This window comes from Aneurinibacillus thermoaerophilus, from assembly GCF_900099925.1.
GTDB classification, from domain to species: domain Bacteria; phylum Bacillota; class Bacilli; order Aneurinibacillales; family Aneurinibacillaceae; genus Aneurinibacillus; species Aneurinibacillus thermoaerophilus.
The window spans coordinates 50,386-64,169 of record NZ_FNDE01000014.1; the positions used below are offsets into that span (position 1 = coordinate 50,386).

15 protein-coding genes and 1 riboswitch are annotated in these 13,784 nt (G+C 44.3%); of the genes, 6 read left to right on the top strand and 9 right to left on the bottom strand.

Translation table 11 applies throughout. The features are described 5' to 3' along the window. Position 1: 1 nt before the first annotated feature. On the top strand, positions 2–1,294 hold the full coding sequence (locus BLR88_RS09040; RefSeq protein ID WP_057899806.1) for a (Fe-S)-binding protein: 1,293 nt from the start codon (positions 2–4) through the stop codon (positions 1,292–1,294). Between the two features lie 39 nt (positions 1,295–1,333). On the opposite strand, the gene BLR88_RS09045 is transcribed toward BLR88_RS09040, so the two are convergent. From BLR88_RS09045 to BLR88_RS09060, 4 genes are all read right to left on the bottom strand, one after another. Next, positions 1,334–2,551 (bottom strand): MFS transporter, encoded by a 1,218-nt coding sequence (locus tag BLR88_RS09045; protein ID WP_057900422.1) that lies wholly within the window; start codon positions 2,549–2,551, stop codon positions 1,334–1,336. Between the two features lie 399 nt (positions 2,552–2,950). Further along, complete coding sequence (locus BLR88_RS09050; protein ID WP_257721574.1) at positions 2,951–3,631, bottom strand: Bax inhibitor-1/YccA family protein; 681 nt, start codon at positions 3,629–3,631, stop codon at positions 2,951–2,953. 131 nt (positions 3,632–3,762) lie between these two features. After that, entirely contained in the window at positions 3,763–4,374 is a 612-nt protein-coding gene (locus BLR88_RS09055; RefSeq protein WP_057899804.1) for a superoxide dismutase, read from the bottom strand. 50 nt (positions 4,375–4,424) lie between these two features. Beyond that, entirely contained in the window at positions 4,425–4,631 is a 207-nt protein-coding gene (locus BLR88_RS09060) for a hypothetical protein (RefSeq protein ID WP_091260475.1), read from the bottom strand. A gap of 204 nt (positions 4,632–4,835) precedes the next feature. Between BLR88_RS09060 and BLR88_RS09065 the strand changes: the two genes are divergently transcribed. From BLR88_RS09065 to BLR88_RS09085, 5 genes are all read left to right on the top strand, one after another. Further along, positions 4,836–5,126 (top strand): hypothetical protein, encoded by a 291-nt coding sequence (locus BLR88_RS09065; RefSeq protein WP_057899802.1) that lies wholly within the window; start codon positions 4,836–4,838, stop codon positions 5,124–5,126. Between the two features lie 127 nt (positions 5,127–5,253). Further along, positions 5,254–5,682, top strand: a complete 429-nt coding sequence (locus BLR88_RS09070; protein ID WP_057900421.1) for a GNAT family N-acetyltransferase — start codon at positions 5,254–5,256, stop codon at positions 5,680–5,682. Between the two features lie 87 nt (positions 5,683–5,769). Further along, positions 5,770–6,294: a DUF402 domain-containing protein gene (locus tag BLR88_RS09075; RefSeq protein WP_057899801.1), complete on the top strand. Its 525-nt coding sequence runs from the start codon at positions 5,770–5,772 to the stop codon at positions 6,292–6,294. A 64-nt stretch (positions 6,295–6,358) separates the two neighbouring features. Further along, positions 6,359–8,125, top strand: a complete 1,767-nt coding sequence (locus BLR88_RS09080) for an ABC transporter ATP-binding protein (protein ID WP_091260480.1) — start codon at positions 6,359–6,361, stop codon at positions 8,123–8,125. Between the two features lie 145 nt (positions 8,126–8,270). Beyond that, entirely contained in the window at positions 8,271–8,867 is a 597-nt protein-coding gene (locus tag BLR88_RS09085; protein WP_057899799.1) for an NAD(P)H-dependent oxidoreductase, read from the top strand. Positions 8,868–9,193: 326 nt separating this feature from the next. On the opposite strand, the gene BLR88_RS09090 is transcribed toward BLR88_RS09085, so the two are convergent. The 5 genes from BLR88_RS09090 to BLR88_RS09110 form a co-directional block, all read right to left on the bottom strand. Next, positions 9,194–9,730, bottom strand: coding sequence for a 1,2-dihydroxy-3-keto-5-methylthiopentene dioxygenase (locus tag BLR88_RS09090; RefSeq protein WP_057899798.1), 537 nt, complete (start codon positions 9,728–9,730; stop codon positions 9,194–9,196). Between the two features lie 43 nt (positions 9,731–9,773). Beyond that, complete coding sequence (locus tag BLR88_RS09095) at positions 9,774–10,481, bottom strand: methylthioribulose 1-phosphate dehydratase (protein ID WP_057899797.1); 708 nt, start codon at positions 10,479–10,481, stop codon at positions 9,774–9,776. After that, the gene (locus BLR88_RS09100; protein ID WP_057899796.1) at positions 10,478–11,158 is read right to left on the bottom strand and encodes a 2-hydroxy-3-keto-5-methylthiopentenyl-1-phosphate phosphatase; all 681 of its coding nucleotides are present in this window, start codon (positions 11,156–11,158) and stop codon (positions 10,478–10,480) included. The genes BLR88_RS09095 and BLR88_RS09100 overlap by 4 nt, the downstream gene beginning before the upstream one ends. Position 11,159: 1 nt before the next feature. Then, positions 11,160–12,356, bottom strand: a complete 1,197-nt coding sequence (locus tag BLR88_RS09105; RefSeq protein ID WP_091260481.1) for a 2,3-diketo-5-methylthiopentyl-1-phosphate enolase — start codon at positions 12,354–12,356, stop codon at positions 11,160–11,162. An 83-nt stretch (positions 12,357–12,439) separates the two neighbouring features. Then, positions 12,440–12,558: riboswitch (SAM riboswitch) on the bottom strand. Positions 12,559–12,618: 60 nt separating this feature from the next. Beyond that, positions 12,619–13,686 carry an FUSC family protein gene (locus BLR88_RS09110; RefSeq protein ID WP_057899794.1) on the bottom strand — a complete coding sequence of 356 codons (1,068 nt, stop codon included), beginning with the start codon at positions 13,684–13,686 and terminating at the stop codon, positions 12,619–12,621. Positions 13,687–13,784: the final 98 nt, after the last annotated feature.

Genomic DNA, 13,784 nt, shown 5'->3' on the forward strand with positions numbered 1-13,784 from the left:
AATGAACGAACCTTTAGAACAGTTGCGGAAAGAGTTGCAATATGAAAAAACGAATCGCTGTGTCCAGTGCGGTTACTGTCTTCCTGTGTGTCCGACATACATTACGATGAGAAAAGAAACGCATTCGCCGCGTGGAAGAATTAACCTAGTTAAGATGGTGGGTGAAGGAAGAATTACCGATTTGTCTGTTCTAGAGGAACCGCTGAATTTGTGTCTTGGATGCCGGGCCTGCGAGACGGCCTGTCCAACTGGTGTCGAATATGGTGCGATTCTTGAGGCATCCAGAGCTGCGCTGGCGCGGCGTAAGAAATTTTCTGTTCCGGTTCGTCTGTTGCGCCGGACAATGTTTAAAAAAGTGTTTTCGAGTAAGCGAATAATGAAATTTGCAGGCAGTATGCTTTGGCTGTATCAAAAAAGCGGGCTGCAAAAAGCAGCGCGCGTTTCCGGTGCTCTTGAGAAATTGCCGTATCATCTTGGCGTTTTTACGGAGGCCATTCCTCCTTTGGAACGTGGGCGAATACCTGTAAGAATAAAAGCGAGAAGAGAAAAGAAGTACACGGTTGCATTTTTTACCGGATGCGTCATGGACGCTGTGTTTCAGCGCATTAATCGACTATCGGTATTGCTGCTCGCGGAGGCAGGGTGCGATGTCATTGTTGTACCAGGGCAGACATGCTGTGGAGCGCTGCACGCGCATGCCGGAGAGGTGGAAGAAGCCAGGCGCCTTGCCAAGCAAAATATTGCCGCGTTTGAAAAAGAAGACGTCGATTTTGTTGTCAATAATGCCGGAGGCTGTGGCGCGATACTGCACGAATACGGCCATTTGCTAGGGAAAGAGGAGGAATGGAAAGAAAGAGCCGAGTCTTTCGCCGCAAAGTCAAGGGATATCAGTCAGGTGCTCTTGGCTTGCGGCGGTCTGAAGAATTTGAAACCACGCTCTGGCGAGCGGGTAACGTACCAGCGTTCTTGCCATTTGACCAACGTCCAAAAGGTTGTGAATGAACCGCTGGCGCTTTTGAAAAGCGTACCCGGCATTGAGTTCGTGGAGATGGAAGAAGCACAGATGTGCTGTGGCTCGGCAGGTATTTATAACATTGTCCATTATAATGAAGCGATGGATATTCTTGATGAAAAAATGAAACATACGAAAGCGACAGGAGCTTCCGCCGTCATTACAACAAACCCGGGCTGTCTTCTGCAAATGAAGCTCGGAATTGAGCGGGAAAATTTGTCCGGTTCGATGCGGGCTGTACATCTTGTTGAATATTTGGCGGAAGCGGCAGGCATTTCCTGAAATATGTTAGTAAAAAATATGTTTGTTATCGGTGAAGGGCTATGAATCGGTTCCAGGTTCTTGGGTGGCAACTGGCAAACGGTATAGCGGCAGGATAAAAAGCAGACCGACGATAAATAGAATTCCTGCCATTTCATACATCGCAACAAGGGAAAATAAATTTTTAAGCAGGCCCGCTATGCTCATCGTAATGACCATTGCCCCGGTGAACAACGGACTGAGAATACCGTTAACCCGACCTATATATTGACTTTCCGTATTTTGCAAGATCATCGTGTTGATTCCTATTTGAATGCAAGGGAGCACTAAACCGCTGAAAAACTGTGCAGTTAATGTTAACCACGGAGTCGTTGATATACCGGATATGGCCATGCAGATCGCGTCGACAAACATGCCGAATGCTAGCAGTTTTTGTGGTGCGACCGATTTAGCGAAAACCATAGCCAATCCGCCGCCTAGAACCATGCCGATCCCGCTGACGGTCATTAACCATTGCAAATATTCTTTTTCTAGACCGAGTCGTTCTGTAACTAGAAAAACGCCGAGCGGCTGGATAAGGCCAATCGCCAAACCGGCGGCGAAGAAACAGGCTCCGAGCAGCGTTAGTACTTTTTTCGACAGCACATAACGAATCCCGGCAGCCATCTCTTGAAGGAGCGTTGAATGAGTCTCTTCTTTACCCATATCGCGATCCGGCGGAAGAAAAAACAATGCAACGGCCGACATGAGGAAAGCTATCCCCGTTATCATAATCGCAACTTGAATACCAAAGGTTTGATAAACGAACGTTCCAAGAACTGGGCCAAAAATCATGAATACAGCGAAGATCGTTTGATAAATCGACATCCCAGCTTGCACCTGTTCGGCCGGAACGTGCATTTTAAATAGCTTTAACCCGGCTGGCTGTGAGAATTGAGACAAGATCGCCGAGAACAGTATGGAAAAAAACACAGCCTTCCACGAACCAAAAATCAATGTAAATAGAACGGCGAATACTGATATGGCGCTCAATACATCGCACCAGATCATTGTTCGCTTGGGGGGCCAACGGTCGGCAAAGGTTCCCCCGATAAACGAGAAAATAAAAATCGGCGCAAATTCAGCGACCGAAACCATTGAAACTGCGAATGCATCCCCTCCTGTCATTTCCACTACATACAGCAGCACGGAGAAATTACGTACCCAGATGCCAATTTGGAGAAAAAGTTCAGATAATAGGATCGCTTGCACAAAACGATTGCGAAATAGGTTGGCCATGGATGGTGAAGACAATATGGTTTCCTTCCTTCCGTTTATTTTTATTTCATATTTCATCACTTTAATTTCCAAATATAAGCATAAAAAACCTCCTTATCCACTTTTCTGGATAGGAGGCAGAACAGTAACAAAAAGATACAGTACAGTACTTTTCGACTGATGCTATTAAATGGGTATTTTGTATATAAAAATTCATACTAATCCTATCCAAGAAAAGTTTTTGTGCTTAAATGATGAATGTTTTTAAGGATAAGATTAGTTGATCATTGGTTTAAAAGTCACCCTTCCATTAAATATCAATTTGATACTACACTATTACATAAATTAAATCAAGGATTTGTTTTGATTAACAGCATTGACTTCACCTAATCCTTTATTTTTTATTGCGAATGTTATGTTTTAATCGCGGTTTCCAAAAATGCGCAGAAGATAAAGGAAAAGATTAAGAAAGTCAAGGTATAGTATCAGCGCGCCGATAATTGCCTCTTTTGTTTCCTCTTCCGTATCTTCGTTTCCGATTATGTTCGTTTCTTTAATCTTTTGCATATCATAGGCTGTTAGCCCAGAGAAAATAACGACTCCAGCGTATGTCGTAATCCAGTATAGGCTGCTGCTTTGGAGAAAGAAATTGACCAGCGTGGCGAGAATAAGTCCGATAAGAGCCATGAAAAGAATAGAGCCCATACGGGACAAGTCCCGTTTGGTTACGTATCCGTATAGAGCAAGCGCGCCGAACATGCCTGCTGTTACAAGAAACGTTAGTACGATGGAAGTAGACGTATAAAGCGCGAACAATAGCGAAAACGTGATGCCGTTCAATGCGGCATAAATGAAGAATAGGAGCATAGCGCTGGTGGCGGACAATTTTTGCACACGCGCCGATAAGTAAAAAACAAGAATAAGCTCCGCAATAAGAATAATGAAAAAGGCGTATGGATGTGCGCTGAAATAAGCGAGTACGTTTTCATTTCCGCTTAACAGATAGGCGACAAGCGCAGTCATCAACAAACCGGCAAACATCCAGGAAAATACTCGTTGTATATACCGCCGCTGTTCCGCGGCAACCGTTGCAAGATTCAATGTTTTTGCCTCCTTTGTTTTTTTATTTTTAGTCTTTCCTTATTTTACGTTAATTTTGTGCTGTCGGTTGCAAAAAAAAAACAGACCGAATTCCGGAAAGGAAAGACGGTCTGTTGGTGTATGACGCATCATTATTTCGCGTCGTTGTAGCGTTTGCTTACTTCGTCCCAGTTTACAACGTTCCACCAAGCGGAAATGTAATCCGGACGCTTGTTTTGGTACTTCAGATAGTAAGCGTGTTCCCATACATCCAAGCCAAGGATTGGAGTTTTGCCTTCCATCAGCGGATTGTCTTGGTTTGGTGTGCTCGTGATAGCTAGTTTCCCGTTGTCTACAATTAACCAAGCCCAACCGCTTCCGAAACGGCCAGCCGCCGCTTTTGCGAATTCTTCTTTCATTTTTTCGAAGCTTCCGAAAGCCTCGTTGATAGCGTTAGCCAGTTCACCAGTCGGTTCGCCGCCACCGTTCGGGCTCATGATTGCCCAGAACAGGCTATGGTTATAGTGACCGCCGCCATTGTTGCGAACGGCTGTGCGGATGCTTTCTGGTACGTTGCCAATGTTGCGCATTAAATCTTCAATGCTTTTGTTTGCTAATTCTGTATGTCCTTCGAGTGCTGCATTCAGATTGTTCACGTATGTTGCATGGTGTCTATCGTGGTGAATTTCCATCGTTTGCGCGTCAATATGAGGTTCAAGTGCATCAAATGGGTAAGGTAGAGCTGGTAATTCAAATTTTGCCATAATATAACTCCTCCTTTTATGGTTGTATACGGATATGTTTCCAAAATTCATTATATCGTACTTAGATTATAATTCAATACAAAACAGATAAAAATGTATAATAAATATAAGATTGTGTTTTTCTTGCCCTTGCGTTTAGTCATAAATAATGCGTGAACTATGATCCCACGCGCCATGGTCGCCTGATATATCGCCCCGACGTTCAATTTAGAAATAGACATATCGCTTAGCTCATCCAGCTTGCGTCCTACATACATTTCTTCCCCCCCGACTGGCGGCATTTTGTATCGTACAGCCGCAGTTTTTGGTCTCTCTTACTTTTACCGCAATGGCTTTTTTTTAAACACAGCCTGAATATTGAACGAAAATTGTAAGAATTAAGGAATATAAAAGGGTTTTCTTAAAAAAAAAATGAATATATTTTTAGTATAAATAAAATGATTGGGGAAGGGGCAATGTGTATGTATCCTTTTGAAGAAGTATTAGCATGGGAAGCAGAAATGAATGACAGTCTCTATCAAGAGAGAAAAATCCTTGCCGCTTATCAATGGATGAAAATGGATTTGAATGATCGCCGGGCCGCTCTTCTTCAGGAAAATACGATCGATGGGATTGCCCTTGACCAGCTAGATCAGGCACTTCTCCATGTCGAAGAATTAATTATGGAACGATATATCATCATTGATGAGAAAGAAAAAGCTGTCGAGCGCATGTATCAGCAATGGCAGCATATACTGCAAAATATGCAATAAAATCTCTGCTTCCCGCTTGTCTACGGCGGGTTTTCTTTTTTGTATGCTTTTTCTATAGTGATAATAGCGACATTTATCAATAGGTGGTGTAAAATAAAAGAAGATGAAAAGCAGGGAGGACGTTGGTGTGCTAATACGGTCGTTTCGTTTAGGAGATTACGCACATATTACTCGCATTTGGGAAGAAACTGGATTGGAGCGAACAGAAACCGAAACGTTAGATGCACTGGCAAAGCAGCTGGCTTGGGATAGTGAATTAGTAATGGTTGCTGAATATGAAGGAGAAGTAGCCGGGGTAATTGTAGGAACCATTGACGGAACGAGAGGATATTTCTACAGATTAGCTGTCAATCCAGCGCTACAAGGACACGGTATTGGGCGCAAGCTGGTCGAGGCGCTGGAAAAAAGATTTAAAGAAAGAGGCGTAACACGAGTATTTATTATGGTAAATCAGGATAATAAGAAAGTCCTTCCTTTTTACAGTTCGCTTGGGTATGAAGTGAAGGAATACATTACTTTATCGAAAAAATTGACGCCCAACAAAGATTCTGAATAAGGGCGTTTGCTTCTTTCGCGCCGAAAATGGGAAAAATGTACGTGAAGGAGCGTTCGTATAGATTACAAGAAAAGGAAGGAGAGCGTGATGACGTCACCCGGAATCCCCATTCGCATCGAAAGCTATAAGCATGACCGGTCGTTTCACCGTTCGTGGGATAAAACGTTACTGCTTCACTTAAGCGATGCGGTTTTAATCGGCGGAAACGATAATGTCCGAGTCACCGAGTCGGACGGGCGGGAATGGCGGACGCGCGAACCGGCGATATGTACGTTTGGTCGCGGACAGTGGTTTAATACAATCGCAATGATTCGGACAGATGGCATTTATTACTACTGTAATATTGGTTCGCCTTTTTCTTTACGCAATGATTTGCTGACGTACATAGACTATGATCTTGATGTGAAAGTTTATCCGGATATGACATATACAATTCTGGATAAAGAGGAGTTCGCGCTTCATAGCCGACGTATGCAGTATCCCCAGGATGTGGTTGACATGGTATATAAGGGCGTCCAAGAGGTTGTAACATGGATTCAAGAACGCCGAGGCCCTTTTCATCCCGGTTTTGTAGAACGCTGGTATGAACGGTATCTACATTTAAAAAATTAATGAAACTCCTTTTCGCACCGAAAGGGAGTTTTTTATTCGGCAGTTATAGAAAGGGGATGATGAGTTGGGCAGTATAAGAAGATATGTTCGGTTTGTCAAGCCTTACTGGAAGCGCATTGTAATTACGATCGTTGTAGGGATTTTGAAATTCGGCATTCCGTTGATTATGCCGCTGTTGCTAAAGTATGTAGTGGACGATATTTTGCTTTCGCAGGCAGCGCCCGACGATAAAATGAAAAACCTATTCTATGTTATGGTGACTGTCTTTTTTATTTTTACGGTGCTGCGCTGGCCGATCGAATACTGGCGGCAATATTTGGCACAGTCGGTTTCCAATACCGTATTGTACGACATTCGAAACCGGGCATTTGATCATATCCAGAAACTATCTTTGCGCTATTTTCACAATCATCGCGCCGGTGAGGTCATTTCCCGGGTGATTAATGATGTGGAGCAGACTAAAAGCTTTATCGATACCGGCTTGATGAATATTTGGCTTGATCTTGTAACACTGCTTATTGCCTTGGGGATCATGTTTTCCATGGATGGATGGCTTACACTTGTCGCCATTTGTATGTTTCCGCTATACGGCTTTTCGGTCAAATATTTTTATTCTCGTTTGCGCCATCTAACCCGGGTGCGTTCACAGGCGCTGGCGACGTTGCAGGCCCATTTGCACGAACGTGTGCAGGGCATTCCGGTGATTAAAAGTTTTACTCTTGAAGATCATGAACAGAAGCAATTTGATAAACGAAACAGAAATTTTCTGGCGAAAGCTTTAGAGCATACTAGCTGGAATGCGAAAACGTTTGCCGTAGTTAATACGGTGACGGATATTGCACCGCTGCTTGTCATTATGGTAGCGGGTTATCGGGTGATCCAGGGCGAACTGACCGTCGGAGCGCTGGTCGCATTTTATGCGTATCTTGATCGTCTGTACGCGCCATTGCGCCGTCTGGTAAATTCTTCAACAACGCTTACCCAAGCGTTCGCTTCTATGGATCGGGTATTTGAGTTTATGGATGAAAAATATGATGTGACCGATAGCCCGGGCGCACACAAATTGCCGCCTGTGGAGGGAAGGGTTACATTTGAAAATGTGTACTTTCGCTACGCAGAAGACGGGGAGGATGTGCTTAAGGGGATTAATCTTACAGTCGAGCCCGGTGAAACGGTCGCGTTTGTCGGGGCAAGTGGCGGCGGAAAGTCATCATTAATTAGCCTCATTCCGCGTTTTTACGATGTCAGGGAAGGGAGCGTGCGCGTTGACGGTTATGATGTGCGCGATGTGACAATGAGAAGTTTGCGCAGCCAGATAGGAGTCGTGTTACAGGATAATATTTTATTTAGCGATTCGATTCGAGAAAATATTTTGATGGGCAATCCGGAAGCGACAGAAAAAGAAATGGTCGAAGCGGCGAAGGCGGCCAACGCCCATGATTTTATCATAGAATTACCAAATGGATATGATACAGAAATCGGCGAGCGTGGCGTGAAGTTATCGGGCGGACAGAAACAACGGATTGCTATCGCGCGCGTGTTTTTGAAAAATCCGCGGATTCTTATTTTTGACGAGGCGACTTCGGCGCTTGATTTGGAATCTGAGCATTTAATCCAGCAGTCGCTGGAACGGCTCGCGCATAATCGGACAACATTTATTGTCGCGCATCGTTTGTCGACCATTACGCATGCAGACAAAATTGTTCTGATTGAAGATGGACAGATTAAAGAAGAAGGTACACATCAGGAGTTGATGAACAAACAGGGGGCGTATTATAAGCTTTTTACTGTTCAAAACCTGGACGGAGTGGAAGCGGCAAGCGGAAAATAAGTAGAAATTGCCCCATCTGATATATCGACATCCCGGTGTGGCTGGCAGAAAGAGTGAAGGAGATACTTTTACATGTATCCATTAAAATGATAAATGAACTTATGAAAAGTTATTTTGAATATGATCAAAAGGAAGGAGATTTTTCATGAAAGCATTACTTTTGTTTGCGCATCCAAACAATCAAGATAGCTTTAACTCAGCGATTCGGGATGAAGTTCAGAAAGCCCTGGAATCGAAAGGAGTGGAAACTCGCATCCGGGATTTATACGCGGCGAATTTCCAGCCTGTCTTGACAACTGATGAGATGGCTTTATGGGAGAGAGGGGAAGTGCCTGAAGACATTGTTGAAGAACAGAAGCATATTAAGTGGGCTGACCTCTTGGTTATCATCTATCCGGTTTGGTGGGCAGGGCCTCCGGCTATATTGAAGGGATATTATGACCGCGTGTTAACGAGCGGATTTGCTTACCAGTACACAGAAAATGGGCATGAAAAATTGCTAGGCGCCAAAAAAGCCCTGGTCATCGAAACGGCATCCGCTACAAAAGAATCGCTGCAAAAACGCTCTTTGGATAGTGCATTTAAAGCCGCTGTAGATGTCGGGATTCTTGATTATTGCGGTATTCAAGTAATGGAACATCTGATCTTAGATAATATTCATCATGTATCTGATGATGAACGTAAACAAATGCTGGCCCGTATTAAAGAAACAGTGTCTAAACTCTATATAAATCATAATTGATATATTGACATTCTTCCGTGGTTTGAGGGAAGAAGAAGGGGATGCCCCTTTTTTCCATGCAAGTATCTTGGTCATCTCCCTTATCCAATAGATAATGAACCTCCCCCACCTACGCCGGAGGCGTGGAGGAAGGGGACTTCTCGCGTGTTATGTTAAAAAATTTCTTTACAAAAGGTTTAACCAAAAACCCATTAAGTTAATGATGGTGTTGTAAAACTAATAATCGCTGAATGGTAAAGGTTAAATTTAATAATGAAGTTTTGCAACACCCTCTACGTGGAAAAAGGACGAGCGGCAACAAACGCTAGCATACGAGTATAAAAGAATTAATTTGCTGGTACTTCGTTTTCTTCATAAATCGCTTCCCATCCGGCCGGAGTCACAAAAATACGGATGCATTTGATTTTCCGGTCCTCGCAAAGCGTAAACCAGTGGCGGGTGTATGCGGGAACGGAAATTAAATCGCCCGGTTCCATAACTATGTCGAAGTAACGTCCGTCTTTGCCTTTCAGCGTGAAAATGCCGTGTCCGTCAACGCAGAAGCGGACTTCGTCATCCGTGTGATGGTGTTCTTCTTTAAATTTGTCGAGCAGCGCATCCAGATTTGGTGTCGCGTCGGACAGAACAACAATGTCTTCCGTTTTATAGCCGCGGCGTGCGCTTAAATCATCAATTTCCGCGCGGAATGCTTCGATAATTTGCTGTTTTTCTTCAGCGGTAAGCGAGTAGTTTTTCTTCAAATTCTCATCCAGACGGTCAACGCTCCACTTTTCGTAAATAACATCCTGTGTACTCAAAAATTCTTTCACTTCGTTGCCTTTTACGATTTGTTGTTTTGTGTCTAAAAATGTGATATAAGCCATTATTTTTCCCTCTCTTCCGAATATTCGTTTTATTGTTTGTAAATTATAGCTGACCGGCGGTTCGGTATGTCAGCGGATTGTGCGGTTGAATAGCATGTTGTTCCGCAAGTTGTACGGCAATATGCTGCACTTGAAGCCATTGCAGATGATAAGCGAACAGAAATTCAAAAGCTTCAAGATGACGTTTGGCTTCAAAATCATTTTTACCCCATGCGTAAATGCCGTGATTGCGGATAAGCACACCTGGTACCTGCGGATTAAGTACGCGTTCCACTTCTTTGGCCAGACGCGGAATATTGGCGTAATTTTCTACGATCGGAATTTGAATTTCTGCGCCTTCTTCCCAGATACCCAATCCTTTAATGAGCTCTTGATTGCGCAGCGTCACGTATCCTTGATTACCGTATAGTTCGGATACGATATTGTTGGGAACGGTATGCACATGGAATACGGCACCTATTTCCGGAATATTGCGATAGATTGCTGTGTGAATTTGAGTTTCAGCAGACGGCTTCAGAGTTGTTGCTTCATATGGTTTGCTATTTTCGTCCACCACCAGATAATCGTGCGGGGTGCAGACCGTTTTATCTTTTCCGCTTGCTGTTACCGCAACCAATAACGGGGCGGAACTGATTTTGATAGACAGGTTGCCGCTTGTGCCAGGGAACCAGCCCCTGGCAGCAAACGCGAGCTTTACCTGATCCAACTGTTGAAAGACTTGCTGGCGAATTTCATGAGTGTACGCGCTCATTGTGTAACCTCCGTTCGTCGTATAAGATGATCTAAAGCCTCGATACAGTCGTGGAATGTGGAAAATGTTTTATATTTAATGCCGAGTTCTTGGCATTTTTCAGCGAGATAAGAGCGGGCGATTACGGTGTCTGTGATTTTCGCGCCTTCTAGGTCGGTAATGCTATCTCCGATGACAACCTTGAAATATTTTTCGCTTTTATATTTGCGGATGATCGTTGTCTTGCACATTCCGCAGTCGACGTTGCAGTGTTCGTCACACGGATATGGGTAGATAATCTCTACGTTTTCGCCGGAAAAATTGCTTTTGTTGCAATAAATTGTATCGATTTTTTTTGCATAAGGTGAAAGAAGCGGTTCGATAAAAAAATCAATACCATTGCTTGTTACCAGTAACTTAATATTTTGTTTATGGCAGTAATCGACGAACTCGCCGAAGCCGTCACGGATACGCGCGCGGCTTAGCACAAAGTCCGTAATTTCGCGGCGGAGCGAGCTAGGAACGAGTTGAAATAGGGCGTATACTCCGTTGCGCAAGCTCCGTTTTTTCGCAAAAATGTCGTCTACAATCGGTTTCCACTGCTCTTCAGGGACGAAATGTTGCATAATATTGATGATATTGTCTTTTTCGGTAATCGTACCGTCAAAATCGCAAAAAATAACAATTTGCTTCTCCATATTATGCCCCTCCCCATTTTTCGAGCGCTATGGCAAGCGGCTTGCTTACTTTTGCTCCCTCGGCGAGCGTTTTGCCTTGCACCACCGTGTTGATGGCAGCGCGGAACGCACGTGCTCCATCGGCCGCGCCACCTGGATGGCCATGTATACCCCCGCCCGCGTTTACAATTACATCCATGCCGAAGTCATCATACAGTTTGCCGACCAGTCCTGGATGGATGCCGGCGGATGGCACTGGGAAGGAGGATTTATGAACATCATTGGATATGCGAGCATGTTCCGCGATTGCTAGCGCTTCGCTTTGCTTTAGTGCCACTGAACCGTACGGCGAAGGATACAAAATCATATCCGCTCCGGCGAGCCGCATCAGTTTGCCAAGCAGAAGAGGAGACGCGATTCCGTATTCATCTGATGCGTAGAATGCTCCCGCCATTGCCGGATGTGCCATGAGCGGCACATTAATATCCGGGTCAGCCGCCAAGCGATGTAGAATGTCAAAGCCGTAAGGCAATACGTTTAAGAGTAAACAGTTGGCTCCTTTTTCAATCGCGTATTTTGCTTTGTCCACCAGCTGGTGAACCGGCCCGGTCAGGTTGGCCGCGTACAGCACGGTACGCCCGGACGCTTCAATGATGCGGTTGTAAGCGGTCAGACGGTTCGCAAGCGGCGCTTTGTCATCCACGAAGAAAATTTCATCGTCTTTTACTAAATCGACACCGCCCTCAACTTGAGCGGCGAATTGCGTTTCCAGTTCGCCGAGCGGAAGGCCGAGACAAGATTTGAAAATACTCATTAAGAGTGGACGATCATGAACACCTAACAATTCTCGTACACCAGCGATTCCGAATTTCGGTCCGGGGAATTGCTTCAATAGGGAAGGAGGAAAGTCGATATCAAGCAGTTTAATCTTTCCGTCCATAGATAATTTGCCGAAGACAGTTGTTAGCAGTGCCGGAATATCCGGAGTAATATTGCCGACAGGATACCGGATAGAAATGATGCCTTTTTGTAGTCCGTTTCGTTCTTCCATAATTGTTACGTTGCCCGTGGTGCCAAGATATGGGGCTAACAATTCCTGGCGGGCAAGCGGCAGGTCGGTCCAACTGCCGACAGTCATGCCAACAGCAATGCTTTCTGCTTTTTTATGTAAATTTTTTGCTTCGATTAAATAACTGACAGTAATATACTCGCTCATCATTTCTTCATCCTTTCTAAGGAAAACAAAAAGCTCTCTTTCTGAAAGAAAGAGAGCGATCCGTTCATACGAATTACAAACTCACGATCTTATCTTTCAGAATGAAACGGTTCATCCTGCAGGAATTAGCACCTTGCTTTTTTCAACGTAAAAGCAGGTTGCCGGGCTTCATTGGGCCAGTCCCTCAGCCTTCTCGTGATAAGATGACTCAATTCAATTGTCTGTGTCTAATAATAATTGTAAATTGTCAGTATGTCAATAGGTTTTATTCTTCTTCCCCCTGGTGGTGACAAAAAGCGTGCACTAGCTTGTTGAGATGTTCAAGTTGGTTGGCGTATTCCAGTATTTCCGCTACCACCGGGAAAAGATGGCGCCACTGTCCGTCGTCTTCTTTTTGCGGTGTGCTTTTTACTTCAGGATATAATGCCATAAATTCATGCAGTAGCAGGTTGTTTTTCTCGATAACTTCTATTGGCAAGTGCCAATCTTCCCGCGGTTTTAAAATCCCGTCGTATGTCATCAGGATATTTTTATGGCATTCTGTCAGCGCCTCCAGCTGGTTTTGAATCAGTGGGAACAAATGGTGACCAGGCTTAAAAGAGGAATAGATATGACGCTCGAATGTACGCAGCATATCCATTTCTTTATATAACACGGTAATCATTTGTTTGAGAATTACCCGTCTTTTTTGGCTGGAGTATGTGACTTTTCTTAGCTTTGTAACTTCCTCCGTGTACAAGTCATAAAGCTGTTCAATGTTCTTAAAGCCTTTTTTAATTTTTTCTTTTTCCTCCCGAAAAGCTTTCTCTTCCATTTCGTTATGAATGAGCGTTCGCATGAGCACGGAGAATTTTTCTCCGGTTTCGGAAATTTCCTTAAACAGTTTTCGCTCATAGTGTGGCGGAATGAAGAGCGCATTGACCAGCGCCGCGGAGAAAATGCCAACAATAGTAAGCAAAAAGCGGTTGCTGGCGAAATACAGATAATTTCCGCTTGACGTTTCCATTACGGCGATAACCGTAAGTACGCTTAAAACCAAGCTGCTTTCCAGTTTCAGATGAAGGTTAATCATGATGACCAGCATGACGACGATTCCAACGATCAAAGGTTCCGCTCCAAGAAAATATGTCGCCGTTACTCCGAGCGCCGCTCCGATGATGTTGGCCTCCATCTGTTCTTTTAGATGTTTCAGCGTGCGGTACACGGTTGGTTGAATGCTTAATGTAGCAGCGATGGCCGCAAAAATGGGAGGTTCTAGGTTGAACCATTGACAGACAAGCAACGCCAGAATAAGAGCGATTGCCGTTTTTAAAATACGTGCTCCGACGCGCATAGTCCCTCCAGATAGTATCTTATGCTAATACTGTATATTACCATGCTTCTTTAAAAAAGCAACAAGAAAAAGCAACCGCCCCTGGGAGGAGGGCGGTT

What these genes read in the sequence shown, in the direction of transcription:
- BLR88_RS09090 (WP_057899798.1), bottom strand. Translation starts at nt 9,730, where the DNA reads ATGGCTTATATCACATTTTTAGACACAAAACAACAAATCGTAAAAGGC.
- BLR88_RS09110 (WP_057899794.1), bottom strand. Translation starts at nt 13,686, where the DNA reads ATGCGCGTCGGAGCACGTATTTTAAAAACGGCAATCGCTCTTATTCTG.
- BLR88_RS09055 (WP_057899804.1), bottom strand. Translation starts at nt 4,374, where the DNA reads ATGGCAAAATTTGAATTACCAGCTCTACCTTACCCATTTGATGCACTT.
- BLR88_RS09075 (WP_057899801.1), top strand. Translation starts at nt 5,770, where the DNA reads ATGACGTCACCCGGAATCCCCATTCGCATCGAAAGCTATAAGCATGAC.
- BLR88_RS09100 (WP_057899796.1), bottom strand. Translation starts at nt 11,158, where the DNA reads ATGGAGAAGCAAATTGTTATTTTTTGCGATTTTGACGGTACGATTACC.
- BLR88_RS09105 (WP_091260481.1), bottom strand. Translation starts at nt 12,356, where the DNA reads ATGATGAGCGAGTATATTACTGTCAGTTATTTAATCGAAGCAAAAAAT.
- BLR88_RS09065 (WP_057899802.1), top strand. Translation starts at nt 4,836, where the DNA reads ATGTATCCTTTTGAAGAAGTATTAGCATGGGAAGCAGAAATGAATGAC.
- BLR88_RS09040 (WP_057899806.1), top strand. Translation starts at nt 2, where the DNA reads ATGAACGAACCTTTAGAACAGTTGCGGAAAGAGTTGCAATATGAAAAA.
- BLR88_RS09095 (WP_057899797.1), bottom strand. Translation starts at nt 10,481, where the DNA reads ATGAGCGCGTACACTCATGAAATTCGCCAGCAAGTCTTTCAACAGTTG.
- BLR88_RS09045 (WP_057900422.1), bottom strand. Translation starts at nt 2,551, where the DNA reads ATGGCCAACCTATTTCGCAATCGTTTTGTGCAAGCGATCCTATTATCT.
- BLR88_RS09085 (WP_057899799.1), top strand. Translation starts at nt 8,271, where the DNA reads ATGAAAGCATTACTTTTGTTTGCGCATCCAAACAATCAAGATAGCTTT.
- BLR88_RS09060 (WP_091260475.1), bottom strand. Translation starts at nt 4,631, where the DNA reads ATGTATGTAGGACGCAAGCTGGATGAGCTAAGCGATATGTCTATTTCT.